Below are 25,406 nucleotides of genomic sequence, written 5' to 3'. Positions count from 1 at the left end.
GTCCTTCATGAGCTTTTCAGGCTTCGTTGTTCAGTTGCTCAACGGGTTGGCCGGCGCGTCTTCGCTCTTCTTCGTGGCGGCCGGCCTCTCGTTGATCTTCGGCGTGACGCGCATCGTCAACTTCGCCCATGGGTCGTTCTTCATGGTCGGCATCTACCTGGCGTACACGCTCGTCGACAAGCTGGGTTCGAGCCTGGGCTTCTGGCCCGCGCTGCTGATCGCGGCGGTGGCGGTCGGCGTGCTCGGTGCGCTCATCGAAGTGCTGCTGCTGCGCCGCATCTACAAGGCGCCCGAGCTGTTCCAGCTGCTCGCGACCTTCGCACTGGTGCTCGTCATCAAGGACGCGGTGCTGTGGCTCTGGGGCCCTGACGAACTGCTCGGCCCGCGCGCGCCGGGCCTCAGGGGCTCGGTCGAAATCCTGGGCCGGCAGTTTCCTTCCTACGACCTGTTCCTGATCGTCATCGGCCCGGTGGTGCTGGGCCTGGTGTGGCTGCTGTTGACGCGCACGCGTTTCGGCACGCTGGTGCGCGCCGCCACGCAAGACCGCGAAATGGTCAGCGCACTGGGCGTCAACCAGGCCTGGCTGTTCACCGCCGTGTTCGCACTGGGCGCCTTGCTCGCAGGCCTCGGCGGCGCACTCCAACTGCCGCGCGAACCCGCCACGCTCGAGATGGACCTGAACACCATCGGCGCCGCCTTCGTGGTGGTCGTGGTGGGCGGCATGGGCTCGCTGCCCGGGGCCTACGTGGCCGCGCTGCTCATCGCCGAGATCAAGGCCGTGTGCATCTGGCTCGGCGTGGTGCAGATCTTCGGCATCGACGTGTCTTTCTCCAAGCTCACGCTGATGGTCGACTTTCTGGTCATGGCCATCGTGCTGGTGTGGCGCCCCTGGGGCCTGTTCGGCCGGCCGCAGGCGCCGAGCCGCTACGTGGGCATGCAGGAAGAGCCGCTGCGCCGCCCGAGCAATGCCTACCTTGTCGCCGCTGCGGTGCTGGCGCTCATGCTCGCCGTGCTGCCGCTGCTGACGGTGAACTCGCCCTACACGCTGGTGCTGATGATCGACCTGCTGATCGCCGCGCTCTTTGCTACCAGCCTGCACTTCATCATGGGCCCGGCCGGCATGCACTCGTTCGGCCATGCCGCGTACTTCGGGCTCGGCGCGTACGGCGCCGCGCTGCTGGTTCGTTCGCTGCACCTGCCGATGGAAGTCGCGCTCATCGCCGCGCCGATCGTGGCGGCGCTCGGCGCGCTGGTCTACGGCTGGTTCGCGGTGCGGCTGTCGGGCGTGTACCTGGCCATGCTCACCTTGGCCTTCGCGCAGATCACCTGGGCCATCACCTACCAGTGGGACAGCTTCACGGGCGGCAGCAACGGCCTGACGGGTGTGTGGCCTTCCGAGTGGCTCTCCGACAAGCAGGCCTACTACTGGCTCACGCTGGTGCTCGTCGGTTTCGGCGTGTGGTGGCTGCGGCGCGTGCTGTTCTCGCCCTTCGGCTATGCGCTGCGCGCGGGCCGCGACTCGGTGCTGCGCGCCGACGCCATCGGCATCGACGTCAAGCGCATGCAGTGGGCCGCGTTCGTGATCGCGGGCACGGTAGCCGGCCTGGCCGGTGCGCTCTATGCCTTCTCGAAGGGCAGCATCTCGCCCGAGAGCCTGTCGGTCGGCAAGTCGGTCGATGGTCTCGTGATGGTGCTGCTCGGCGGTATCCAGACGCTGGCGGGGCCGGTGGTCGGCGCCATCACCTTCACCTGGCTGCACGACACCGTGGCGCGCAACACCGACTACTGGCGCGCGATGCTCGGGGCCATCATCCTCATTCTGGTGCTGCTGTTCCCGCAGGGCATCGCGGGCTCGATCAAGCAACTGGCGGATCGCTGGCGCGCACCCAAGCACGACGATGCGGATGCCGAAGCCAAGCTCAAGGAGGTGAAAGCATGAGCCTCCTCAAGGTCACCAACCTCGGCAAATCGTTCGGCGGCGTCAAGGCCGTGGACGGCATCAGCTTCGAGCTGCCGCCCGGCGAACTGCTCGCGCTCATCGGCCCGAATGGCGCAGGCAAGTCCACCACCTTCAACATGGTCAACGGCCAGCTCAAGGCCGACCAGGGCTCGATCACGCTCGACGGCCAGGAGCTCGTCGGCCGCAAGCCGCGCGAAATCTGGCGCAAGGGCGTGGGCCGCACCTTCCAGATCGCCGAGACCTTTGCCTCGCTCACCGTCGTCGAGAACGTGCAGATGGCGCTGCTCTCGCATGACCACAAGCTGTTCTCGATGTGGCGCCGTGCCGCCGACCACAAGCGCGACGAAGCGCTGGCGCTGCTCGACCAGGTCGGCATGAAGTCGCAAGCCGACCGGCCCTGCAGCGTGCTCGCCTATGGCGACGTGAAGCGTGTCGAACTCGCCATCGCGATGGCCAATTCGCCCAAGCTGCTCTTGATGGACGAGCCCACCGCCGGCATGGCGCCCAAGGAGCGCAACTCGCTGATGGCGTTGACCAAGGACCTGGTCATCCAGCGCGGCATGGCCGTGCTGTTCACCGAGCACAGCATGGACGTGGTGTTCGCGTATGCCGACCGCATGATCGTGCTCGCGCGCGGTCGCCTCATCGCGCAGGGCAAGCCGCTGGAAATTCGCGACCACCCCAAGGTGCAGGAGGTGTACTTCGGCACCGGCAAGACCTTCGAGAAGAAGATCGCAGAAAAGGCTGCGGCCATTGGAGAAGCGGCATGAGCACGCACGAACCCCTGCTGGAAGCGAAAGCGCTGTGTGCTTGGTACGGCGCCGCGCAGATTCTTTATGACGTCGACCTCGACGTGCGTCGCGGCGAAGTGGTCGCGCTCATGGGCCGCAACGGCGCGGGCAAGTCCACCACGCTGAAGGCGCTGATCGGCATGCTCGCCAAGCGCCGCGGCGCGGTGCGCTTTCTCGGCCACGACATCTCGAAGAGCGAGCCGCACCATGCGGCGCGCCTGGGCCTGGGCTTCGTACCCGAAGACCGGCGCGTGTTCACCGACCTCACGGTGATGGAGAACCTCGAGGTCGGCAAGCAGCCCGCGCGCCGCTGGGCCGACGGCACCGATGCGCCGCTGTGGTCGCCCGAGCGCCTGTTCAAGCTGTTCCCCAACCTCGGCGAAATGCCCAACCGCCCCGGCGGCCGCATGAGCGGCGGCGAGCAGCAGATGCTGACCGTGGCGCGCACGCTCATGGGCAACCCCTACCTCGTGCTGCTCGATGAACCTTCCGAAGGCGTGGCACCGGTCATCGTCGAGCAGATGGCGAACATGATCCTGGAACTCAAGGCGCAGGGCGTGAGCATCCTGCTGTCGGAGCAGAACATGCACTTCGCCGAACTGGTGTCCGACCGCGCCTACGTGCTCGAGAAGGGCCAGATCCGCTATCACGCGACGATGGCCGAGTTGGCGGCCAACGACGAAGTGCGCCGTGCGTATTTGAGCGTCTGATTTTTCTTCAACCCCTGGAGTCCACGCCATGCATCGCAGAACCCTCGTGAAATCCGCCGCAGCCCTCGGGCTGGCCGGTGGCCTCGGCAGTGTCGCTTTCAACGCCTTCGCGGCCGGCAAGATCAAGCCCGGCGCCAAGGCGGCGCTGATCGTGGTGGACGTGCAGAACTGCTTTCTCGACGGTGGCACGCTGGCGGTGAAGGGCGGCAACGAAGTCATTCCGGTCATCAACGCGCTGGCGCCGGCGTTCGAGAACATCGTCGTCACGCAGGACTGGCACACGGCCGGCCATGCTTCGTTTGCCAGCTCCTACAGTGGCAAGAAGCCCTTCGAGACCACCAAGCTCAGCTACGGCACGCAGGTGCTGTGGCCCGACCATTGCGTGCAGGGCACGGAAGACGCGGCGCTTGGCAAGGAGCTGAAGGTGCCGACCGCGCAGCTCATCATCCGCAAGGGCTTCCACAAGGAGATGGACAGCTACTCGGCCTTCGAGGAAGCCGACCACAAGACGGCCACCGGCCTGGCCGGCTACCTCAAGGCGCGCGGCATCAAGACCGTGTTCGTCACCGGCCTGGCCACCGACTTCTGCGTGGCCTGGACCGCGATGGACGCGCGCAAGGCCGGCTTCGAGGCCTATGTGATCGAAGACGCGACGCGTGGCATCGACCTCAATGGCTCGCTGGCCGCCGCGTGGAAGCAGATGACGGCCAAGGGCGTCAAGCGCATCCAGTCCGGCGACATCCAGACCGCCTGAGGCACGCAGGGCCGACAACCTGCAACCACGACAAGACCAGAAAAAACAACGAGACAAACGACGCATGAAGCTTTCGATTTCAAGGCGCGCGGTGGTGGCGGGCGGCGCGGCCCTGGCGCTCGGCCCGGGTTTGCTGCGGTCGGCACGCGCGGACAACGGCGTGACGGACGCCACCATCCGCATCGGCCAGTCGGCCGTGTTCAGCGGCCCGGCCAAGGACTTCGGCGTCGACTACCGCGCGGGCATCAAGCTGTACTTCGATCGCGTCAACAAGTCGGGCGGCGTCAACGGCCGCAAGATCGAACTGGTCACCTACGACGACGCCTACGACCCCGCGAAGACGGCCGTCAACACCGCGAAGCTGATCGATGAAGACAAGGTCTTCGCGCTCACCGGCTACGTCGCCACCGGCAACCTCGCGGCCGCGATGCCGCTGGCCGAGAAGGCCGGCGTGCCGATGTTCGCACCGCTGGTGGGAACCACGTCGTTTCGCACCAAGACCAACCGCTACCTGTTCCACGTGCGCGCGGGCTACGACCTGGAGCTGCGCAAGATCATCAGCCACCTCTCGACCCTCGGCATCCAGTCGATCGCGGTGGTCTATCAAGACAGCGCCTTCGGCAAGTCGAACCTCGCGACCTGCGAAGAGCTGGCGGCCGACTACAAGGTCAAGGTGCTGAAGACCTTGCCGCTGGCGATCACGGCCGAAGACGCGAAGTCCGTCGTCGCGAGCCTGGCCGAAGCCAAGCCCGGTGCGGTCGTGATGATCATGGCCGGCCGCATGGTCGAGGTGTTCATGCGCGACTACCGCGCCAATGCGGTGGCGGCACCGCTGTACACGCTGTCGGTCGGCATCACCGATGCGGCCGGCTCCGCCAAGCGGCTCGACGGCAAGCTCGCCGGGCTGGTCACGGCCAGCATCGTGCCGCCGCCGACCGCGCAGCGCGTGCCCATCGTGGCCGACTACCAACGCGACCGCGCGGAGTTCGGCGAGAAGATCGACAGCTACACCGCGCTCGAGGGCTACATCGTCGCGCGCGTGATGGTCGAGGGCCTGCGCCGCGCGGGCAAGACGCTCACGCGCGACAGCTTCATCGCCGGGCTCGAAAGCATCGGCAGCACGCGCTTCGGCGATTTCCCCGTCGACTACAGCGCGAAGAACCACAACGGCTCGACCTTCGTGGACCTGGAGATGTACACCCGTGACGGCCAGTTGCGGCGCTGAGCCGCTGCACCTGCGGGTCAACGGCCAGGCGCATGCACTTGCCGGCGTGCCACGCGAGGCGACGCTGTTGCATCTGCTGCGTAACGACCTGGGGCTGAACGGCCCCAAGTACGGCTGCGGGCTGGGGCAGTGCGGTGCCTGCACGGTGCATGTCGATGGGGTGGCGGCGCGTGCCTGCGTGATTCCGGCGCATGGCGTGGCGGGGCGCGCGATCACGACGCTCGAAGGGTTGGGGGCGCGGGGCAACTGGCATCCGGTGCAGGCTTCGTTTGAAGATGCGCAGGCCGCGCAGTGTGGCTACTGCCTGAACGGCATGGTCATGCAGGCGGCGGCGTTGCTCGCGCGCGATCCGCAGGCGAGCGAGGCGCGTATTCGGAGCGAGTTGTCGGGCAATCTGTGCCGTTGCGGCACGCACATTGAAATTCTCGATGCGGTGCATCGTGCGGCGCTGCGTATGCGTGCAGAAGCAAACCCATGAGCCGCCCGCGTCATCTGCTCCCGAGGTTTTGTCCCCTCTCCCTCTGGGAGAGGGCTAGGGTGAGGGCATGGGCCTGTGAACAAGCACTGCCGCAACCATCGCCGCTTGCCCTCACCCCAACCCTCTCCCAGAGGGAGAGGGAGCAAGTCCGATGACACGCCGCGCAGATCTGCCGCAGACCCGTGCGGAGTTCTTCGCTGCCGATGGCGTCCTGCTCGTCGTGCGCGAGGCACCCCCCGCACCGCCGCCAACCAAAGGCCAGCCCGCACTGATCGCCGGCAACCCCATCGAAGGCGACGAGATCCTGCTCGCCGTGTGGGACGACGGCAGCGCCTCCGCGCTCAACGGCCACGTCGACCTGGGCACCGGCATCCAGACCGCGCTCGCGCAGATCGTGGCCGAGGAACTCGACCTCGGCATGCCTTGCGTGCGCATGATGCTCGGCGACACCGCGCGCGTGCCCAACCAGGGCGCGACGATCGCGAGCGCGTCGATCCAGATCCATTCGCAGCCGCTGCGGCTGGCCGCCGCGCAGGCGCGGTCGTGGCTGCTCGCGCGCGCGGCCGAGCGCCTTGGCGTCGCCGTCGATGCGCTGCAGGTGCGCAACGGCGTGGTGCGCGTCACCGAAGCACCGGACCGTCACGTCAGCTATGCCGACCTCGTCGCCGCCCAGCGCACCGTGCTGCGGCTCGATCCGCAGGCGCAGCCCAAGAACCCGGCCGACTACCGCGTGGTCGGCACGCGGCAGGCGCGCGTCGACATTCCCGCCAAGCTCGCGGGCGAACTCGTGTTCGTGCACGACATGCGCGTGCCCGGCATGCTGCATGGCCGCGTGGTGCGTCCGCCCTATGCGGGCGCGGACCATGGCGAGTTCATCGGCAACACGCTCGAGTCGGTCGATGAATCTTCCATCGCGCACATCCCGGGCATCCACGCCGTGGTCGTCATCCGCGACTTCGTCGGCATCGTGGCCGAGCGCGAGGAGCACGCCGAACAGGCGCTGCGCGAACTGCGCGTGGCGTGGAAGCCGTGGCCCGGCATGCCCGACCTGTCCGATGTTGCGCAGGCCCTGCGCGACAACCCTTCGACGCAGCGCCTGCTGGTCGATGAAGGCGATGTCGATGGCGCGATGGCCGCGGCCGCGCAGCCGATGCAGCGCACTTACGTGTGGCCGTACCAGATGCACGCGTCCATTGTCCCTTCATGCGCGCTGGCCGAATGTCAACCGGCCGATGGCAGCGGCATGCAGCTGCGCTGCTGGGCCGGTTCGCAGAACCCGCATGTGCTGCGCGCCGACCTGGCGAAGCTCATGGGCGTGGAAGACGTGCAGGTCGATGTGGTCCGCATGGAGGCCGCTGGCTGTTATGGCCGCAATGGCGCCGATGACGTGGCGGCCGATGCTGCGCTGCTCGCACGCGCGGTCGGCATGCCGGTGCGCGTGCAGCTCACGCGCGAGCAGGAACACGCGTGGGAGCCGAAGGGCGCCGCGCAGCTCATGGAGATCGACGGCGGCCTGATGGCCGACGGCCGCATCGCCGCCTACGACTTCGAGACCTCGTACCCATCGAACGGCGCACCAACGCTCGCGCTGCTGCTCACGCGCACCATCGAGCCGGTGGCGCAGGCCTTCGAGATGGGCGACCGCACCGCGCGCCCGCCCTACAGCTACGACAACCTGCGCGTGAAGGTCAACGACATGGCGCCGATCGTGCGCGCCTCGTGGCTGCGCGGCGTGTCGGCGCTGCCGAGTTCGTTTGCGCACGAGTCGTACATCGACGAGCTGGCGACTGCCGCTGGCGTCGATCCGGTGCAGTTCCGGCTGCGCCATCTGGAAGATCCGCGCGCGGTCGAGCTGGTGCAGGCCACCGCGCAGAAGGCCGGCTGGCGCATGCGCACCGGGCCGCAGGAAAACGCCGACGGCGGGCTGGGCGAGGGCGGCGACATCCTCTTCGGCCAGGGCTTCGCGTATGCGCGCTACATCCACAGCAAGTGGCCCGGCTTCGGTGCCGCGTGGGCCGCATGGGTGGCCGATGTGGAGGTCAATCGCAAGACCGGCGAGGTGCATGTGCGCCGCGTCGTGGTGGGGCATGACGCGGGCCTGATGATCAACCCCGCGGGTGTCGAGCACCAGGTGCACGGCAATGTGATCCAGACCACCAGCCGGGCGCTCAAGGAGCGTGTGCAGTTCGCGCCGCAGCAGGGTGGCGCCGAGGCCGGTGGTGCGCAGCTGCCGGGCGTGTTGCCGTCGGGCGTGGTCGCGAGCCGCGAATGGGGCAGCTACCCGATCATCAACTTCCGCGAAGTGCCGGTGATCGAGGTCATGCACATGCCGCGTCCGGGCGAGCCTTCGCTGGGGGCGGGGGAGTCGTCGTCGGTGCCGGGGACGGCGGCGATCGCGAATGCGATCTTCGATGCGACGGGGGTGCGGTTTCGGGCGCCGCCGTTCACGCCGGAGACGGTGCTGGCGGAGTTGAATCGGGGTTTGCTCCCTCCCCCTCTGGGGGAGGGCGGGGGTGGGGGCGAGCGGCGCTTGAATGGTGACGCTGCCGTGCCCCCATCCCAACCTTCCCCCAGAGGGGGAAGGCGCAATGCCGAAGCCATCTGGCCCAAGAGGAAGGGCGTGTGGGCGACAGGCGCAGCCCTCTTCATCGGCGGCATCGGCGTTGTTGCCGGCCTGCTCGGCTGGCGCTCCGCCATCGCGCCCGTGTCCCTTACCGCACCGGTCTACAGCGAGTCCACCATCGAGCGCGGCCGCGTGCTCGCCGCCCTTGGCGATTGCGCCGTGTGCCACACCGCACCCGGCGGTACACCCAACGCCGGAGGCCGTGCGATGGACACGCCCTTCGGCACGCTCTACACCACCAACCTCACGCCCGATGCCGACACTGGCCTGGGCCGCTGGTCGTTCAGCGCCTTCCAGCGTGCGATGCGCGAAGGCGTCTCGCGCGACGGCCATCACCTGTACCCGGCATTCCCCTACACCGCATTCGCGAAGACCAGCGACGACGACCTGCAGGCGCTCTATGCGTACTTCATGTCGATGCCTGCCGTGCGCGCCGAAACGCCGAAGTCCGAACTCAAGTTCCCCTTCAGCATGCGGCCGTTGATGGCCGGCTGGAACGCGCTCTTTCATGACCCCGCGCCATTGCAGCCCGTGGCCACGCAAAGCGCCGAGTGGAACCGCGGCGCCTACCTCGTCAACGGCCTGGGCCATTGCGGCGCCTGCCACACGCCGCGCAGTGCATTGGGCGCGGAGCAGGGCGGCAGCGCCTTTCTCTCGGGCGCGATGGTCGACGGCTGGGAGGCACCATCGCTCACGCAGTTGTCGAAGTCGGCCGTGCCGTGGGATGCCGACGCGCTCTATCGCTACCTGCGCAACGGCCACTCGCCACGCCACGGCATCGCCGGTGGACCGATGGCCGAGGTGGTGCGCGAACTGGCCCAGGTGCCCGATGCGGATGTGCGCGCCATGGCCACCTACCTCGGTTCGTTCAATCCATCGCCGGTGGCCGAACCGCAGGCTCTTGCGCAACAGGCGATCGACAACGCCGCCCGCACGCAAGGCCAGTTGCTCGGCCCCGCGCAGCGCATGTTCGACAGTGCATGTGCGTCATGCCATCACGATGGCAACGGCCCCACGCTGCTGGGCGTGAACACGCCGCTCGCGCTCAACAGCAACCTCACGAGCGCGCGGCCCGACAACCTGCTGCGCACCATCCTCGATGGCGTGCGCGAACCCGCGAGCCGCGACATCGGCTTCATGCCCGCGTTTCGCGAAGCGCTCGACGACCGGCAGATCGCCGAACTCGCCGGCTACATGCGCGCACGCTTCGCGCCGCAGGAGCCGGCGTGGAAAGACCTGCCCGCCGAAGTCGCCCGCGTGCGCGCGGCACCGGGGCACTGACAGGGCCGGCCGTCGTCATCCGCGATGCGCCGCTACGATGCCCCGTAGCGACACATACCTACGGAGACACGACGCCATGCCCTTGAACCTCTCGACTTCTTCCAGCCTGCCCCGCGACGCCGAGCGCGCCACACTGGTCGGCCGCATCTGGCAACCCGGCGTGGGCCCGGTGCTGGTGGCCGTTCATGAAGGCGGCCTGCACGACCTCTCGAAGCTCGCACCGACCATGAGCGAGCTGCTCGAAGGCGACGCACAGCCTGCAGAAGCCGTTCGCCGGGCACTGATGACGAACGCACCGCGCATCGCCGCGCTCGACGCCGTGCTCGCCAACAGCGACGAGCCCGCGCGCGACGAAAGCAAGCCCTGGCTGCTTGCGCCCTGCGACCTGCAGGCCATCAAGGCCAGTGGCGTGACCTTCGTCGCGAGCCTGCTCGAGCGCGTGATCGAGGAGCAGGCGCGCGGCGATGCATCGAAGGCCGAAGCCACGCGCGCCGCCATCGGCGACGTGCTCGGCGACAACCTCGCCGACATCGTGCCGGGCTCGCCCGAAGCCGCGAAGGTCAAGGACGTGCTGATCGCGCAGGGCCTGTGGTCGCAGTACCTCGAAGTCGGCATCGGCCCCGACGCCGAGATCTTCACCAAGGCCCCGGTGCTTGCAGCAGTAGGCACGGGCGCCGACGTCGGCATTCATTCGGGCTCCGTGTGGAACAACCCAGAGCCCGAAGTCGTGCTCGCGGTCAACAGCCGCGGCCAGACGCTGGGGGCCGCGCTCGGCAACGACGTCAACCTGCGCGACTTCGAAGGCCGCAGCGCATTGCTGCTCGGCAAGGCGAAGGACAACAACGCCTCGTGCGCCATCGGCCCCTTCATCCGTCTGTTCGATGCGCACTTCGGCATTGCGGACGTGCGCCGCATCACGGTCGGGCTCGAAGTGACGGGGCCCGAAGGCTTCAGGCTCGAAGGATCGAGCTCGTTGTCGAAGATCAGCCGCGATCCGCTCGACCTCGTGGCGCAGACAGTGGGCATACATCACGCCTACCCAGACGGTTTCATGTTGTTTCTGGGAACCATGTTTGCGCCGACACAAGACCGTCACGGGCCTGGTCAAGGATTCACCCATGTGGTGGGCGACAGCGTGCGCATCGCCGCACCCGAGTTGGGGGCGCTGGTCAATCGCGTGGTGCACGCCGATCAGGCGCCGCGATGGACTTTCGGCATCGGCGCGTTGATGCGCAACCTGGCCGGGCGCGGACTGTTGTAGTTGCGCTGTAGACGTTCGGTAAACGTTTTAAAAGGAGTTGTACTCCTTTGTGATTCATAGGCTGCGCGTTGCATTCTGTTGCGGTTGACCGAAGCTTGCGTACCCCTCAAGATAACTATTGTTGAAAAACGGTTAACAGGGGAGAAGAGTTGTCGCCGAGCGAGATCGAACTGTTGCAGTCGCCTGTGGAGGGCCCGTTCCCGTGCGGTGAAGATCTGGAGTACGACCCCGATTTCATGGCACTGCAACAGGCAACGACGGGCAAGCGCGAACAACAGTTCGGGTCGACCATCATCCCCGCCGAGCCACCGGACTGGGCCCGTGTCGAGCGCATCGCCAAGCAGCTGTGCACGCGCACGCGGGACCTGCGCGTGCTGGTGCCGCTCACGCTGGCATGGACCGAAAGCCGGGGCCTTCCGGGCTATGTCGATGGCCTGCAGGTGGTCGATGCGGTGTTGCAGAAGTTCTGGAGCGACGTGCATCCGCGCGTGGTGGTCGATGAGGATTTCGAAGACCCGTTGCCGCGCATGAATGCGCTGGCTGCACTGGCCGAATCCGAAGGACTCGGGCGCAGTGTGCGCGATGCGCGCCTGCTGGACGACGGCGGTGCGGCCATGAGCCTGCGGCAGGTCGAGGCACTGCTCGATTCGAGCAAGACCGACCAGGTCGACTACCCCGGCGGTATCGGCCGCCTGCGCGATGCGGCCCGCCGCGCGCACGAGAAAGAAGCGCCGCCGGTGGTGGCCCTGCGTGCCGCGCTCGATCTGCTGCAGCGCATTCGCCAGACCTCCGAACGCGCGTTGGGGCAAAGCTGGGCGCCCGACTTCTCGCGCCTCGAACGCTCGCTGCGCACGGTGGTTCAACTGCTCCCCGAACAGGCGCAACCCGACCCGTCGCAAGCTGTTGAAGCCCCATCAGGAGTGGCATCGGATGGGGTCGTACCCACCGAATCGGTAGTACCAAATGCCGCAGCCGGTACGGCTGCAAATGGCGGCGCAGGACTACGCGCGGCCAGCATTAAAGATATTGAAATATCGAGTCGTGATGATGTGCAAGTGTTGTTGGAAAAAGCTTGCCTGTATCTGGAGCGTGCGGAGCCCAGCCATCCGGCGCCCATGCTGATACGAAGAGCGCAGCGGCTGCTGGACCTCAACTTCTTCCAGATCATCGAAGAGCTCGTGCCCGAGGGATTGCAAAAGATAGAGAGCCTCGCGGGGCGGCCGTTGAACGGCGGGAGCCCGTCGCAATAGCCACCAGACGCCGCGGGCCCGGCGACAGCCGGTCGATCAGGGGCGGACCCCACACGCATTCAGATTCAAGAGGAAGCTTATGGCAGACAACCGTGTCAGAAACAGTGGTCAGAAGTTCATCGCGCGCAACCGCGCGCCGCGTGTGCAGATCGAGTACGACGTCGAGATCTACGGCAGCGAACGCAAGATCCAGCTGCCCTTCGTGATGGGCGTCATCGCCGATCTCGCGGGCAAGCAGATCGATCCGATGCCGGACCTGGCCGAACGTGAATTCATGGCGGTGGACATCGACAACTTCGACGACCGCATGAAGTCGATCAAGCCGCGCGTGGCCTTCCAGGTGCCCAACACGCTCACCGGCGAAGGCCAGATGAATGTCGACATCACCTTCGACAGCATGGACGACTTCTCGCCCGCACGCATCGCACGCCAGGTCGATGCGCTGCAGCAACTGCTCGAAGCGCGCACCGAGCTGTCGAACCTGCTGTCCTACATGGACGGCAAGAACGGCGCGGAACAACTGATCGCACAGGCGCTGCAGAACCCGGCGCTGCTCAAGTCGCTGGCGTCCGCGCCCAACCCCGCCGTTGCCAAGGCGGTGGAAGCCGCGAACGAAAAAGCGGGCTCGGCACCCGGCGCTTCTTCCGAGTAAGCGCACGCACGAGCAGCACCCGCAACGCAAGCCGACGACGACGACGACAGGATCTCCATCATGAGCACCGCACCCAAACAGACAGCAGCGCAAGCGCAGGCCACCGTGGAGGCGCTCGCGCCGAACGAGTTCTCCGACCTCCTGCAGCGCGAGTTCAAGCCCAAGACCGACCAGGCCCGCGAGGCGGTGGAGAACGCCGTCAAGACGCTGGCCGTGCAGGCGCTGGAAAACACCGTCACCATCTCCAATGATGCCTACCGCTCGGTGCAGGCCATCATCACGGAGATCGACCGCAAGCTCTCGGAGCAGATCAATCAGATCCTGCACCACGAAGACTTCCAGCAGCTCGAAGGCGCATGGCGCGGCCTGCACTATCTCGTGAACAACACCGAGACCGACGAGCAGCTCAAGATCCGCGTGATGTGCGCGTCCAAGCGCGAAGTGGCGCGCTCGCTCAAGCGCCACAAGGGCATCGGCTGGGATCAGAGCCCGCTGTTCAAGAAGATCTACGAAGCCGAGTACGGCCAGTTCGGCGGCGAGCCCTTCGGCGCGCTGATCGGCGACTTCCACTTCGACCACAGCCCGCCCGACGTCGAGATGCTCGGCGAAATGGCCAAGATCGCCGCGGCCGCGCACTGCCCCTTCATTGCCGGCGCATCGCCCACCGTGATGCAGATGGATTCGTGGCAGGAGCTGTCGAACCCGCGCGACCTGACCAAGATCTTCCAGAACACCGAGCACACCGCATGGCGCTCGCTGCGCGATTCGGAAGATGCGCGCTACATCGGCCTGGCCATGCCGCGCTTCCTGGCGCGCCTGCCTTATGGCGCGCGCACCAACCCCGTCGACGAATTCGAGTTCGAGGAAGAAACCGATTCGGCACAGCACACGCGCTACACCTGGGCCAACTCGGCCTATGCGATGGGCGTGAACATCAACCGTTCGTTCAAGCAGTTCGGCTGGTGCACGTCGATCCGCGGTGTGGAATCGGGTGGCGCGGTCGAGAACTTGCCCACGCACACCTTCCCGACCGACGACGGCGGCGTGGACATGAAGTGCCCGACCGAGATCGCCATCAGCGACCGGCGCGAGGCCGAGCTGGCCAAGAACGGCTTCATGCCGCTGGTGCACCGCAAGAACTCCGACTTCGCGGCCTTCATCGGCGCGCAGTCGCTGCAGTCGCCGGCCGAGTACTACGACGCCGATGCCACGGCCAATGCCAACCTGGCGGCACGCCTGCCGTACCTGTTCGCATGCTGCCGCTTCGCGCACTACCTGAAGTGCATCGTGCGCGACAAGATCGGTTCGTTCCGCGAGCGCGAGGACATGGAGCGCTGGCTCAACGACTGGATCATGAATTACGTCGACGGCAGCCCCGGCACGTCGTCACAAGACACGAAGGCAATGAAGCCGCTGGCGGCGGCCGAAGTCCAGGTGGAAGCCATCGAGGACAACCCCGGCTACTACGCCGCCAAGTTTTTTCTCCGGCCGCACTATCAGCTCGAAGGGCTGACGGTTTCCTTGCGGCTGGTTTCGAAGCTGCCATCCAACAAGAAGGACGGCAGCTAGTTCAACGGTGTCCCGGCACACGGGCGCAAATAACTTTGGGGGTTAATCATGGCAGTAGACATGTTCATGCGCGTCGAAGGCGCGAACGGCGAATCCAAGGACTCGAATCACAAGGAATGGACGGATATCAAGTCGTTTGCCTGGGGTGCGACGCAGCCTGGAAACATGGTCAGCGGCGGTGGCGGCGGTGTGGGCAAGGCCAGCTTCAACGACTTGCAGGTTCTGGCCCGCATCGACAAGGCGGCACCGTCCGTCATGAAGAACTGCGCAAGCGGCAAGCACCTGTCCAAGATCGAAGTGTCGGTGTGCAAGGCCGGCGGCTCGCAGATCGAATACACGCGCGTCACGCTCGAAGAAGTGCTGGTCACCTCGGTGCAGTACACGGCCGAACAGGGCTCCGACGCCGTGCTCGTGCAGTACGCCTTCCAGGCTGCCAAGGTGAAGCAGCAGTACTGGGAACAGACCGACAAGGGCGGCAAGGGCGCCGAGACGGTGCTGGCCTGGAACATCAAGGAAAACAAGGAAGCCTGATTTCCTTGCGCTGAGCCCGACGGGCCGCGCGCGTCGCACGATGGTGCGACGCGTTCGCGGGCCGGCCGGGGATGTTCCCCGACGGCCATCGACGGCCGTCTTTTGCACGACGGCTTTTTTTCGCGCCGCGTGCCAGCAGTCAATGAGGAAGCTTCATGGGCGATGGGTTTGCAGTGCTGGGCGATCGCTCCGTGGCCGAGCACACCGAAGGGGTACAACGGCAGATTCGCGCCCGCCCCCAGGATGCCGGCCTGCGGCTTGCCCTGTGCCACTTTCTTGCGCTGCGCGGCGAATGGCAACGGGCTGAAGACCAGCTCAAGCTCGCCACCAAGCTCGATCCCACGTTCACGCCGGCCAGCGTCACCTGCGCGATGGCGCTTGCCGGCGAACGTCATCGCACCGAATTCTGGGCCGGCGGGCGCGCGCCGGCCATCGTCTGCGGCAACGCGGACTGGGTCGAGCAGCTGATCGCCGCGGCGACGCTGCCGGCCGAACGCGCCGAAGAAGCAGCCGCCCTGCGCGACAGCGCGCGGCAGGCCGCGCCCGCATTGCAGGGCACCCTTGCCAGCGTCGACCGCTCGGATGCGCGCGCCGTGCAGGCGCTCGACGGCGAACCGGTCGAGCACAGCGAATTCGCGTGGCTGTGCGACGGCGACGCGCGCCTGGGCGCGGTGCTGGAACTGCTCACGCCTTCGGGCTATGCATGGCTGCCGCTGCCTTCGGTGCGGCGCATCAAGTTCTCGCGTCCGCAGCATCTGGTCGACCTCTTGTGGGCCCCGGCCCAGATCGAGCTGCACGACGGCCGCGCACTCAACGGCCTGGTGCCGGTGCGCTATCCCGGCCCGCTCGATGCCCTCGACGACGACACCGCGCTGGGCCGCCGCACCGACTGGCTCACGCTGCCCGGCGAGGCGCAGTACGCGGGCGTTGGCCAGCGCACGCTGATCAGCGAGGCCGGCGACCATTCATTGCTCGATCTGCGGCTCATCGAATTTGCGGCCGCGGCGAGCGCCTTGCCATGAGTGCCCTGATGGACGCCGAAGGCGACCCGCAGGAAAGCGTTGCGCGCGACCGCCTGCAGCCCGTGCTGCTCGATCGCCTGACCGACAAGCAGCCGCTGACCCGGCAGGAGCGCGCGGGTTCGTTCCTCATGAGCGGCAAGCTGCTGCGCGACTCGGTGCTGCGCGACCTGCAATGGCTGCTGAACACCGCCAACTTCGGCGCCGACCACACCATCAACGGCATGCCGCGTGCACGCAGCTCGGTGCTGAACTACGGCGTGCGCGGCTGGGCCGGCGGGCGCATGTCGGAGGTCGACTTCGCGGACGTCGAGGCGGCCATTCGCGCCTCGATCATCGACTTCGAGCCGCGCATCATGAAGGACAGCATCGACGTGCGCTGCGTGACCGACGCGACCGAGCTGGAGCACCACAACCTGCTCGCGCTGGAGATCCGCGGCACGCTATGGTCTGTGCCTTACCCGATCGAGTTCATCCTGCGTTCGGAGCTGGACCTGGAGAGCGGGCACATGGTGCTGCGGCCGACCGGGGGACTTTGATGCTGGCGTTCTCTTTTCGTGGAACACCGTGGAACCGGCTTTGCCGGGCCACCGGTGTTGCCCCCTGCAAGGGGGTTGGCGAAGCGACACGAAGTGCGCGCAGCCTGGGGGTGAGCCACTGATGGACGCCCGGCTCCTCGACTACTACAACCGCGAGCTCACCTACATGCACGAGCTCGGGGCCGAGTTCGCGCAGCGCTATCCCAAGATCGCGGGCCGGCTCGGCATGCGCGGCATCGAGGTCAGCGACCCGTACGTGGAACGCCTGCTCGAAGGCTTCAGCTTTCTCACGGCGCGCATCCAGCTCAAGATGGACGCGGAGTTTCCGCGCTTCTCGCAGCGGCTGCTCGAAGTGGTGTACCCCAACTTCCTCGCGCCGCTGCCTGCCATGGCCGTGGTGCAGATCGACGGCAACCTCAACGAAGGCTCGCTGAAGTCGGGCTACGAACTGCCGCGCCACACGATCCTGCGCGGCCGCATGATCAAGGGCGAGCAGACGGCCTGCGAGTTCCGCACCGGCCATGCCGTCACCCTGTGGCCCATCCGCATTGCCGAAGCGGGCATCGGACCGGTGCCGGCGGAGATCGCGCATGCGATGCCCGTGGTGGCGCGGCAGGCCAAGAGCGCGCTCACCATCCGGCTCGAAGCCGTGGGTGGCGCGCGCTTTTCCGACATGCCGCTCGACCGGCTCGAATTCTTTCTCTCGGGCGCCGAGCTGCATGCGCTGCGCCTGCTCGAACTCGCGGCGCACCACAGCGTGGGCACCGTGTGCCGCAGCGGCCCCGGCAGCACCGCGCGCCTGGTGCCGCTGGGCGACGACGCCATCCGCCACGAGGGCTTCGACCCCGAGCAGGCGCTGCTGCCTTACGACGCGCGCTCGTTCCAGGGCTACCGCCTGCTGCACGAGTACTTCGCCTTTCCCGATCGCTACCTGTTCTTCAGCGTGAGCAAGCTGCGCGCGGCGGTCTCGGCCATCGGCGGCACCACGATGGAAATCGTGATCCTGCTCGACCGCGCCGATGCCGACCTGGAGCGGCTGGTCGATGCCAAGCACTTCTCGCTGTTCTGCACGCCCATCATCAACCTCGTGCCGCGCCGCAGCGACCGCATTCCGGTCGGCCCCGGCCAGCACGAGCACCATGCGGTGATCGACCGCACGCGGCCGCGCGACTTCGAGATCTTCACGGTCGAGCGCGTCACCGGCCACATGGCCAACGGCTCGGAGGAGCGCGAGTTCCGGCCCTTCCTCGGTTCGTTCGCGGCCGACGACGGCGACTTCGGCGCCTACTTCTCGCTGCGCCGCGAGCCGCGCCTCGTGTCCGACCGCGCACGCGCGCAGGGCACGCGCACCAGCTACACCGGCAGCGAGGTCTACGTGTCGCTGGTCGACCAGCACGACGCGCCCTTTCCGCACAGCCTGCGGCACATCACGCTCGATGCGCTGTGCACCAACCGCGATTTGCCGCTGCTGATGCCGACCGGGCTCGAGTCGGACTTCACGCTGCGCGTGTCGGCACCCGTGCGCGCCATCCGCATCCTGCGCGGCCCTTCGCGGCCTTACCCCGCGCTGTCCGAAGGCGCGCTCACCTGGCGCCTCATCAGCCACCTGGGCCTGAACTACCTGAGCCTGACCGACATCGATGCGGCGCAAGGCGCGGCCGCGTTGCGCGAAATGCTCGACCTCTACGGCAACCTGGCCGACCCGTCGGTGCGCCGCCAGATCCAGGGCGTGCGCTCGATGGCGCTGGCGCCGGTGTTCCGCCGGCTGCCCGAGCCGGGGCCGATCGTCTTCGGGCGCGGCGTGGAGATCGCGCTGAAGATCGACGAGGTCGCGTTCTCGGGTGCCAGCCCGTACCTCTTCGGTGCCGTGCTGGAGCAGTTCTTCAGCCGTCACGTGTCGCTCAACGCGTTCACCGAGTTCGCGCTGTCCAGTCTGCAACGCGGCGAGATCGCGCGCTGGACGCCGCGCGTGGGACGCCGCCCCGCCGTATGAGCGAAGCCGGCGTCACCGAAGGCATGCAGCAACAAGCGTCGTCGGCCGAAGACGGCGAGGTGCTGCTGGACGCGGCCGTGGCCGGCATGGCCCACGGCCTCCCGCCGTCCGCGCAGGCCACGCCGGCGCCGCGCGGCATGCCCGAGGCCGACCCCGAGCTCTGGGCCCGGCTGCTCGATCAACCCTTCGAGCACGACCTCTTCATGCTGCTGCGCCGCCTCGATGCGCAGGGCGACCATCCGCTGCTGGGCCGCGCGCCGCGCCCGCTCGACGAGCCGTTGCGGCTCGGGCAAGAGCCTTCGATGGCCTTCGCGCCATCGAACGTCTCGGGCGTGGAAACGGACGGCGACGGCCCGCCGCGCATCTCGATCTACGGCTTTGGTTTGTTCGGCCCCAACGGCCCGTTGCCGCTGCACCTGACCGAGTACGCACGCGAGCGCAAGCGGCACCACGCCGACAACACGCTCAGCGCATTCGCCGACCTGTTCCATCACCGGCTGATCATGCTGTTCTACCGGGCCTGGGCCGATGCGCAGTCGGTCAACAGCCTGGACCGCGTCGATGGCCACCGCTTCGTCGACTACGTCGCGAGCCTCATGAGCATGGGGCAGCCAGGCCTGAAGAAACGCGACCGCATCGCCGACCATGCGCGCACCTTCATGGCAGGCCATCTCGTGCGCCAGACGCGCAACCCCGAAGGCCTGATCCAGATCCTGCGGCTGTACTTCGACGTGCCGGTGCGCGTCGAGGAGTTCGTGAGCAACTGGATGATGATCGACGAGCGCCAGGTGAGCCGCCTGGGCCTGTACGGGCGCAACCACCAGCTGGGCGGCGGTGCCACCATCGGCCTGGCGGTGCGCGATGCGCAGAGCAAGTTCCGCCTCGAGCTCGGGCCGCTGTCGCAGGCGCAGTTCCGCGAGTTCCTGCCGGGCAGCACGCGGCTGCGGCAGGTGGTCGACTGGGTGCGCCAGTACGTCGGCATCGAATTCGCCTGGGAGCTGCGGCTCGTGCTGCGCAAGCAGGACGCGCAAGGCATGCAGCTCAACGGCGGCCAGCGCCTCGGATGGGGCAGCTGGCTCGGCACGCGCCTGTCGGACACCGACGCCGGCGACATGGTGTTCCAGCCCGAGGCCCTGTTTTCTTCCCACGCAACGGCGGCATCCGCTGCCGCGCCCGCATCTTCCCTATGACCGACATCCGCCGCGTCTCCCTGTTCTCGAAACTCAATCCGATGCTCTACAAGGCATTGGAGACCGCCACCGCCTTCGCCAAGCTGCGCGGCAATGCGTACGTCGAGCTGGTGCACTGGCTGCACCAGATCCTGCAGCTGCAGGACAGCGACATGCTGCGCATCATCAAGCGCGCGGGCCTGAACCTCGATGCCGTCGAGCAGGACCTGGTGCGTGCGCTCGACCGCCTGCCGCATGGCGCCACGTCGATCAGCGACATCTCGGAGCATGTCGACAACGCCGTCGAACGCGCATGGGTGTACGCCAGCCTGCGCTTCGAGGCCACCTCGATCCGCGGTGCCTACCTGCTCGCGGGCATCATCAAGACGCCGGGGCTGCGGCAGGTGCTCTCGGGCATCTCGCGCGAGTTCGACAAGATCGTGCCCGACGTGCTGGTGGCGCAGTTGCCCGCATGGACCGAAGGCTCGCCCGAAGACGACTACGACATCGCACCGAGTGCGGGCACCGGCAGTGCCGGCGCATCGGCCGCCGCGCATCACCAGGGCGATGGCCCGGCGGCGGGCGGCTCGGCGCTTGCGAAGTACGCGAGCGACCTGACGGCCAAGGCACGCGCGGGCGAACTCGATCCGGTCTACGGCCGCGACGACGAGATCCGCCAGATCATCGACATCCTGATGCGGCGTCGGCAGAACAACCCATTGCTTACCGGCGAGGCCGGCGTGGGCAAGACGGCCGTGGTCGAAGGGTTGGCCTCGCGGCTGGCGGCCGGCGACGTGCCGCCGTCGCTCAAGGACGTGTCGCTGTGGGTGCTCGACCCCACGCTGCTGCAGGCCGGCGCGGGCGTGAAGGGCGAATTCGAACAGCGGCTGCGCCAGGTGATCGACGAGGTCGAGAAAAGCCCCAAGCCCATCGTGCTGTTCGTCGACGAAGTGCACACGCTGGTCGGCGCGGGCGGCACCGCCGGCACCGGCGACGCGGCCAACCTGCTGAAGCCGGCGCTGGCGCGCGGACGGCTGCGCACCATCGGCGCGACCACCTGGTCGGAGTACAAGAAGTACATCGAGAAAGACCCGGCGCTCACACGCCGCTTTCAAACGATCCAGGTGCACGAGCCCACCGAGCCCAAGGCGGTCGTCATGCTGCGCGGCATCTCGGCCGAGCTCGAAAAGCACCACGGCGTGCTCATCCTCGATGCCGCGCTCGAAGCGGCCGTGAGCCTGTCGCACCGCTACATTCCCGCGCGGCAGTTGCCCGACAAGGCCGTGAGCCTGCTCGACACGGCATGCGCGCGCGTGGCACTGAGCCAGCATGCGCTGCCGGCTGCGCTGGAAGACCTGCAGCGGCGCATCGAAGTGCTGGGCATCGAGTCGGGCATCGCGGGGCGCGAGGCTGCGATCGGCGTCGGCGAGCACCAGCGTGTTCAGGACATCGCGGCCGAAGTGGCGGCGGCGCAGGCCGAACTCGATCTGCTGGAGCAGCGGCGCGTGGAAGAAAGCGCGTTGGTCGAGCGCATCGTGGCGCTGCGCAAGCTGCTGTCGCCGGCGGCCGTGCCGGCGCAAGCCGAAGTGCAGGAAGAGGGTTCAGAGCATGCGGAACCCGTTGCCGCAGACACCGCACCGGCCGAGCCCGAAAGAACGCCCGAAGAAATTCGCGCCGAACTCAACGAGGCGCAAGACAAGCTCGTGCAGCTGCAAGGCGAATCGCCGCTCATCCTGGCGGCCGTCGATGCGCAAGCCATCGCCACCGTGGTGGCCGACTGGACCGGCATTCCCATCGGCCGCATGGTGCGCGACGACGCGCAATCGGTGCTGCGCCTCGGCGAGATCCTGTCGGCCCGCGTGGTCGCCCAGCCCGATGCGCTGGAGACCATCTCGCGCCGCATCCGCACCGCGCGTGCGCGGCTCGACAACCCCAACAAGCCCGTCGGTGTGTTCCTGCTGTGCGGCCCATCGGGCGTCGGCAAGACCGAGACCGCGCTCGCGTTGTCGGAGGCCCTCTACGGTGGCGAGCAGAACCTCGTGACCATCAACATGAGCGAGTTCCAGGAGTCGCACACCGTCTCTACCCTCAAGGGCGCGCCGCCCGGCTACGTGGGGTATGGCGAAGGCGGCGTGCTCACCGAGGCCGTGCGCCGCAGGCCCTACAGCGTGGTGCTGCTCGACGAGATCGAGAAGGCGCACACCGACGTGCACGAGATCTTCTTCCAGGTCTTCGACAAGGGCTGGATGGAAGACGGCGAAGGCCGCCACATCGACTTTCGCAACACCGTGATCATCATGACCTCCAACGTCGGTACCGACCTGGTCATGCAACTGTGCGAAGACCCGACCCTGCGGCCCGACCCCGAGCCGCTGGCCGCGGCGCTGCGCGAGCCGCTGCTCAAGGTGTTCGCGCCCGCGCTGCTGGGCCGCCTGGTTGTCGTGCCTTACTACCCGCTGCATGCCGAGGCCCTGCACCGCATCATCCGGCTGCAGCTCGACCGCATCGCCACGCGGCTTGCTGCCAACCACGGCATTGCGCTGAACTACGACGACAGCGCCGTCGAACTGGTGGCGCGCCGTTGCACGGCCATCGAGTCAGGCGGCCGGATGATCGACGCGATCCTCACGCACACCATCCTGCCGCGACTGAGCGAGGAAGTCATCGGCGCCACGGTCAGTGCGCGCAAGCTCGCGGGCGTGCAATTGAGCGCGGCGGACGACGACTTCCGCTACGAATTTTCTGAACACTGAGCGCAAAGAGGGAGTACCACATGGCCAGAGTCGTCATTGCACATACGCCGCTTGCACCGGACCAGTTGCTGTTCCGTTCGATGCACGGCAACGAAGGGCTGTCGGAGCTCTTCGAGTTCGAGGTGGACCTGCTGAGTCCCAACACCTCCGTCGACATGAAGGCGTTGCTCGGCAAACCGCTCACGCTCGAGATCGTGACCATCGACGGGACGCCGCGCTACCTCAACGGGCAGATCACGCGCTTCACGATGATCGGCCGCGAAGAGAGCTCGTCGCGCTATGTGGTGTACCGGGCCCTCGTGCAGCCCTGGCTCTGGTATCTCACGCGCACCAGCGATTGCAAGATCTTCCAGAACAAATCGGTGGTCGACATCCTGGACGAAGTGCTCGGTGAGTACGGGTTCGCATTCGAGAAGAGGCTCAGCGCCAGCTACCGCCAGCGCGACTACTCGGTGCAGTACCAGGAGACCGACTTCGAATTCGTGAGCCGCATGATGGAACACGAAGGCATCTACTACTACTTCAAGCACGAGAAGAACCAGCACACGCTGGTGCTGGCTGACGACATGGGGGGGCACGACACGCTGCCGGGCTACCCGCGCATCGGCTACCTCGCCACCGATCGCGTGGGCGGGACGGGCCGCGAAGTGATCGACCAGTGGGAGGTGACCGAGGAGATTCGCCCCGGCACCTTCGTGGTCGACGACTTCGACTTCAAGAAGCCCAAGGCCGACCTGCTCAACACGCGCAGCCAGCCGCGCGACAACGACCACGGCCGCTACGAGATGTACGAGTGGCTCGGCGGCTACAGCGACGCCGGGCAGGGCGAGCACTACGCGCGCATCCGGCTCGAGGAGGCGCAGGCGAAGGCCGAGATCGACACCGGCCACTCCAACGTGCGTGGCATGGCGCCCGGCTACCGCTTCAACATGCAGAACGCGCCGCGCGACGAGGACAACAAGGAATACCTGATCGTCGCGGTGACGTACAACTTGCGCGAGGGCGGCTATGCAACGGGCAGCCCCGACGGCCTCTACAGCTTCAACTTCGGCGTGCAGCCCACGTCGTTTCCGTTCCGCGCGCCGCGCGTCACGCGGATGCCGACCACGCACGGCCCGCAGACCGCCACGGTCGTGGGCCCGCCCGGGGAAGACATCTGGATCGACAAGTACGGCCGCGTGAAGGTGCAGTTCCGCTGGGACCGCTACGGCCAGCGCAACGAGGACAGCTCATGCTGGGTGCGCGTGTCCAGCGCGTGGGCCGGCTCGAACTTCGGCGCGGTGAATCACCCGCGCGTGGGGCAGGAAGTGGTCGTCGATTTCATCGCCGGTTGCCCCGACCGGCCGATCATCATCGGCCGCGTCTACAACGCCGACCAGATGCCGCCGCTCGAACTGCCGGCCAAGGCAACAGTCAGCGGCTTCATCAGCCGCACCATCAAGGGCGACGGCGAGCTGGCCAACCACTTCGTGATCGACGACGACCCCAGCAACGAGTCGATCAAGCTCCATGCGCAGAAGGATCTTGGCGTCAGTGTCGAGAACAATGAAAAACACACCGTGGAAGGCACGCGCGAGACGTGGATCGAACGGGCGGACACCTACACGGGAAACACCTCGCTCGATGAGACGGTCAACGGGCCGCACACGCTGACGGTCAACAAGGGCGGGCCGCAGAAGATCACCGTCAACGGCGGCGACCAGTTCATCAAGGTGGATGGTGGCAACCAGCAGGTCGATGTCATCGGGAATCAGACCATCCATGTCACCGGCAAGCGCACAGACACGGTAGACAAAGGGGAAGAGCGAATCATCGGTGTCTCGCTCAAGGAAGACATTGCGGGCCCGCAGACCACGACGGTGGTCGGTCTGTATACCGAAAACACCAAGGGAAAGAAGGTGACGGTCGACGGCAACGAGGACTATCTTGTCAAGGGGGCCCAAAAGGTGCATGCGAACACGTCGTTGAGCGCGACGACGGATGGCCCCATGAACCTGGAAAGCACCAAGGCGGACATCACGATCAAGTCACCGACCAAGATCATCCTGAACGCACCGAATGTGGAGGACACGTCGAAGAAAAAAATAACGTTCACGGACTGGGGCATTGCCTTCAAGGGCTTCAACATGGGGCTCACGGCGCTCAACGTGAACCTCAATGGCGCAGCCATCACCGCGAATGGGAGGACGGTCAGCGTTGCCGTCCAGAACATGGGGTTCAACGCCTACTCGATCACGGGTTCCATCAACAAGTTCGACATGTATTCCGCTAGCGGGGCAATGGGCCTCTACTCCACCACGCAGACGCTGTTCCAGACAGCCAACAAGGCGACGACCATCGAAATGTCTCAAGTGAAGGTGAATCCCCGTGGGATCACCGTGTACCTCTGATGGCTCAGATGTCGGATCTTTTCGTTGGGTGGTTCGCTGAACACTGGCTTCTCATTGTTCCGATCGCAGTCGTCCTGCTGCTGTGGTCCGGGCTGACCGCGCTGGCTAAGCGCTATGTGTTCCGCATATTGCATATGCAGAGCGAGGTCAACCGCCGTGTGATGGGCTCGGACCGCGCCGAGCGCGTGCTTCGCACCGGGCAGGCGGCGGTGGCGACGGTGCTCGACAGCCATGACACCGGCATGCGCGTCGAGTTCATCTATGTCATGGTGCGGCTCAAGCTCCGGGTACAGCCCGAGGGCGGGTTGCCCGCCTACGAGACTGAACTGGACGCTCCGATCAGTCCGGTGAAGCTCGCCGACTTCGCACCAGGGCGTTCCGTGAAGCTGCGCTTTGATCCGGTCTCACGCGAGATCGCCATCGACCAGCCGATGCGCTGAAGCAGGTGCGCTGCCCCG

Annotated in this window: 19 protein-coding genes; all 19 read left to right on the top strand. The window is 66.8% G+C overall.

Annotation, left to right across the window (positions count from 1 at the left end):
• Positions 1 to 7: 7 nt before the first annotated feature.
• Positions 8 to 1,939, top strand: coding sequence for an ABC transporter permease (locus BLQ28_RS30680; RefSeq protein ID WP_093247118.1), 1,932 nt, complete (start codon positions 8 to 10; stop codon positions 1,937 to 1,939).
• Positions 1,936 to 2,730 carry an ABC transporter ATP-binding protein gene (locus tag BLQ28_RS30675; RefSeq protein ID WP_093247117.1) on the top strand — a complete coding sequence of 265 codons (795 nt, stop codon included), beginning with the start codon at positions 1,936 to 1,938 and terminating at the stop codon, positions 2,728 to 2,730. Before BLQ28_RS30680 ends, BLQ28_RS30675 begins: the two co-directional genes overlap by 4 nt.
• Positions 2,727 to 3,461: an ABC transporter ATP-binding protein gene (locus tag BLQ28_RS30670; protein WP_093247116.1), complete on the top strand. Its 735-nt coding sequence runs from the start codon at positions 2,727 to 2,729 to the stop codon at positions 3,459 to 3,461. The genes BLQ28_RS30675 and BLQ28_RS30670 overlap by 4 nt, the downstream gene beginning before the upstream one ends.
• A 28-nt stretch (positions 3,462 to 3,489) precedes the next feature.
• Positions 3,490 to 4,215: a bifunctional nicotinamidase/pyrazinamidase gene (gene pncA, locus BLQ28_RS30665; RefSeq protein ID WP_093247115.1), complete on the top strand. Its 726-nt coding sequence runs from the start codon at positions 3,490 to 3,492 to the stop codon at positions 4,213 to 4,215.
• Between the two features lie 64 nt (positions 4,216 to 4,279).
• A complete protein-coding gene (locus tag BLQ28_RS30660; protein WP_176801279.1) occupies positions 4,280 to 5,440 on the top strand; it encodes an ABC transporter substrate-binding protein in 1,161 nt (386 codons plus the stop codon).
• Complete coding sequence (locus BLQ28_RS30655) at positions 5,418 to 5,918, top strand: (2Fe-2S)-binding protein (protein ID WP_093247114.1); 501 nt, start codon at positions 5,418 to 5,420, stop codon at positions 5,916 to 5,918. Before BLQ28_RS30660 ends, BLQ28_RS30655 begins: the two co-directional genes overlap by 23 nt.
• Positions 5,919 to 6,069: 151 nt before the next feature.
• Positions 6,070 to 9,822, top strand: a complete 3,753-nt coding sequence (locus BLQ28_RS30650) for a molybdopterin cofactor-binding domain-containing protein (RefSeq protein ID WP_093247113.1) — start codon at positions 6,070 to 6,072, stop codon at positions 9,820 to 9,822.
• Positions 9,823 to 9,898: 76 nt separating this feature from the next.
• Positions 9,899 to 11,083, top strand: coding sequence for a fumarylacetoacetate hydrolase family protein (locus BLQ28_RS30645; RefSeq protein ID WP_093247112.1), 1,185 nt, complete (start codon positions 9,899 to 9,901; stop codon positions 11,081 to 11,083).
• A 149-nt stretch (positions 11,084 to 11,232) separates the two neighbouring features.
• Complete coding sequence (tssA, locus tag BLQ28_RS30640; RefSeq protein WP_093247111.1) at positions 11,233 to 12,333, top strand: type VI secretion system protein TssA; 1,101 nt, start codon at positions 11,233 to 11,235, stop codon at positions 12,331 to 12,333.
• 79 nt (positions 12,334 to 12,412) lie between these two features.
• The gene (tssB, locus tag BLQ28_RS30635; protein ID WP_093247110.1) at positions 12,413 to 12,985 is read left to right on the top strand and encodes a type VI secretion system contractile sheath small subunit; all 573 of its coding nucleotides are present in this window, start codon (positions 12,413 to 12,415) and stop codon (positions 12,983 to 12,985) included.
• 60 nt (positions 12,986 to 13,045) lie between these two features.
• Positions 13,046 to 14,554 (top strand): type VI secretion system contractile sheath large subunit, encoded by a 1,509-nt coding sequence (gene tssC, locus BLQ28_RS30630; RefSeq protein ID WP_093247109.1) that lies wholly within the window; start codon positions 13,046 to 13,048, stop codon positions 14,552 to 14,554.
• Positions 14,555 to 14,602: 48 nt separating this feature from the next.
• Positions 14,603 to 15,085 carry an Hcp family type VI secretion system effector gene (locus BLQ28_RS30625; protein WP_093247108.1) on the top strand — a complete coding sequence of 161 codons (483 nt, stop codon included), beginning with the start codon at positions 14,603 to 14,605 and terminating at the stop codon, positions 15,083 to 15,085.
• A gap of 155 nt (positions 15,086 to 15,240) precedes the next feature.
• Positions 15,241 to 16,107, top strand: a complete 867-nt coding sequence (locus tag BLQ28_RS30620; RefSeq protein WP_093247107.1) for a type VI secretion system accessory protein TagJ — start codon at positions 15,241 to 15,243, stop codon at positions 16,105 to 16,107.
• Positions 16,108 to 16,115: 8 nt separating this feature from the next.
• Positions 16,116 to 16,643, top strand: coding sequence for a type VI secretion system baseplate subunit TssE (gene tssE / locus BLQ28_RS30615; protein WP_093247106.1), 528 nt, complete (start codon positions 16,116 to 16,118; stop codon positions 16,641 to 16,643).
• Between the two features lie 121 nt (positions 16,644 to 16,764).
• Positions 16,765 to 18,636, top strand: coding sequence for a type VI secretion system baseplate subunit TssF (gene tssF / locus BLQ28_RS30605; RefSeq protein ID WP_093247104.1), 1,872 nt, complete (start codon positions 16,765 to 16,767; stop codon positions 18,634 to 18,636).
• Positions 18,633 to 19,826: a type VI secretion system baseplate subunit TssG gene (gene tssG / locus BLQ28_RS30600; protein ID WP_093247103.1), complete on the top strand. Its 1,194-nt coding sequence runs from the start codon at positions 18,633 to 18,635 to the stop codon at positions 19,824 to 19,826. Before tssF ends, tssG begins: the two co-directional genes overlap by 4 nt.
• Positions 19,823 to 22,558, top strand: a complete 2,736-nt coding sequence (gene tssH, locus BLQ28_RS30595; protein WP_093247102.1) for a type VI secretion system ATPase TssH — start codon at positions 19,823 to 19,825, stop codon at positions 22,556 to 22,558. Before tssG ends, tssH begins: the two co-directional genes overlap by 4 nt.
• A gap of 20 nt (positions 22,559 to 22,578) precedes the next feature.
• Entirely contained in the window at positions 22,579 to 24,948 is a 2,370-nt protein-coding gene (locus tag BLQ28_RS30590) for a type VI secretion system Vgr family protein (RefSeq protein ID WP_093247101.1), read from the top strand.
• Entirely contained in the window at positions 24,948 to 25,388 is a 441-nt protein-coding gene (locus BLQ28_RS30585; protein ID WP_093247100.1) for a hypothetical protein, read from the top strand. The genes BLQ28_RS30590 and BLQ28_RS30585 overlap by 1 nt, the downstream gene beginning before the upstream one ends.
• The last annotated feature ends 18 nt before the right edge of the window (positions 25,389 to 25,406 follow it).

Origin of the sequence: Variovorax sp. EL159 (genome assembly GCF_900100965.1) — a bacterium.
Lineage (GTDB): Bacteria > Pseudomonadota > Gammaproteobacteria > Burkholderiales > Burkholderiaceae_C > Variovorax.
Note: the sequence above shows the minus strand (reverse complement) of the source record. Positions and strands in the feature narration are given on the sequence as shown.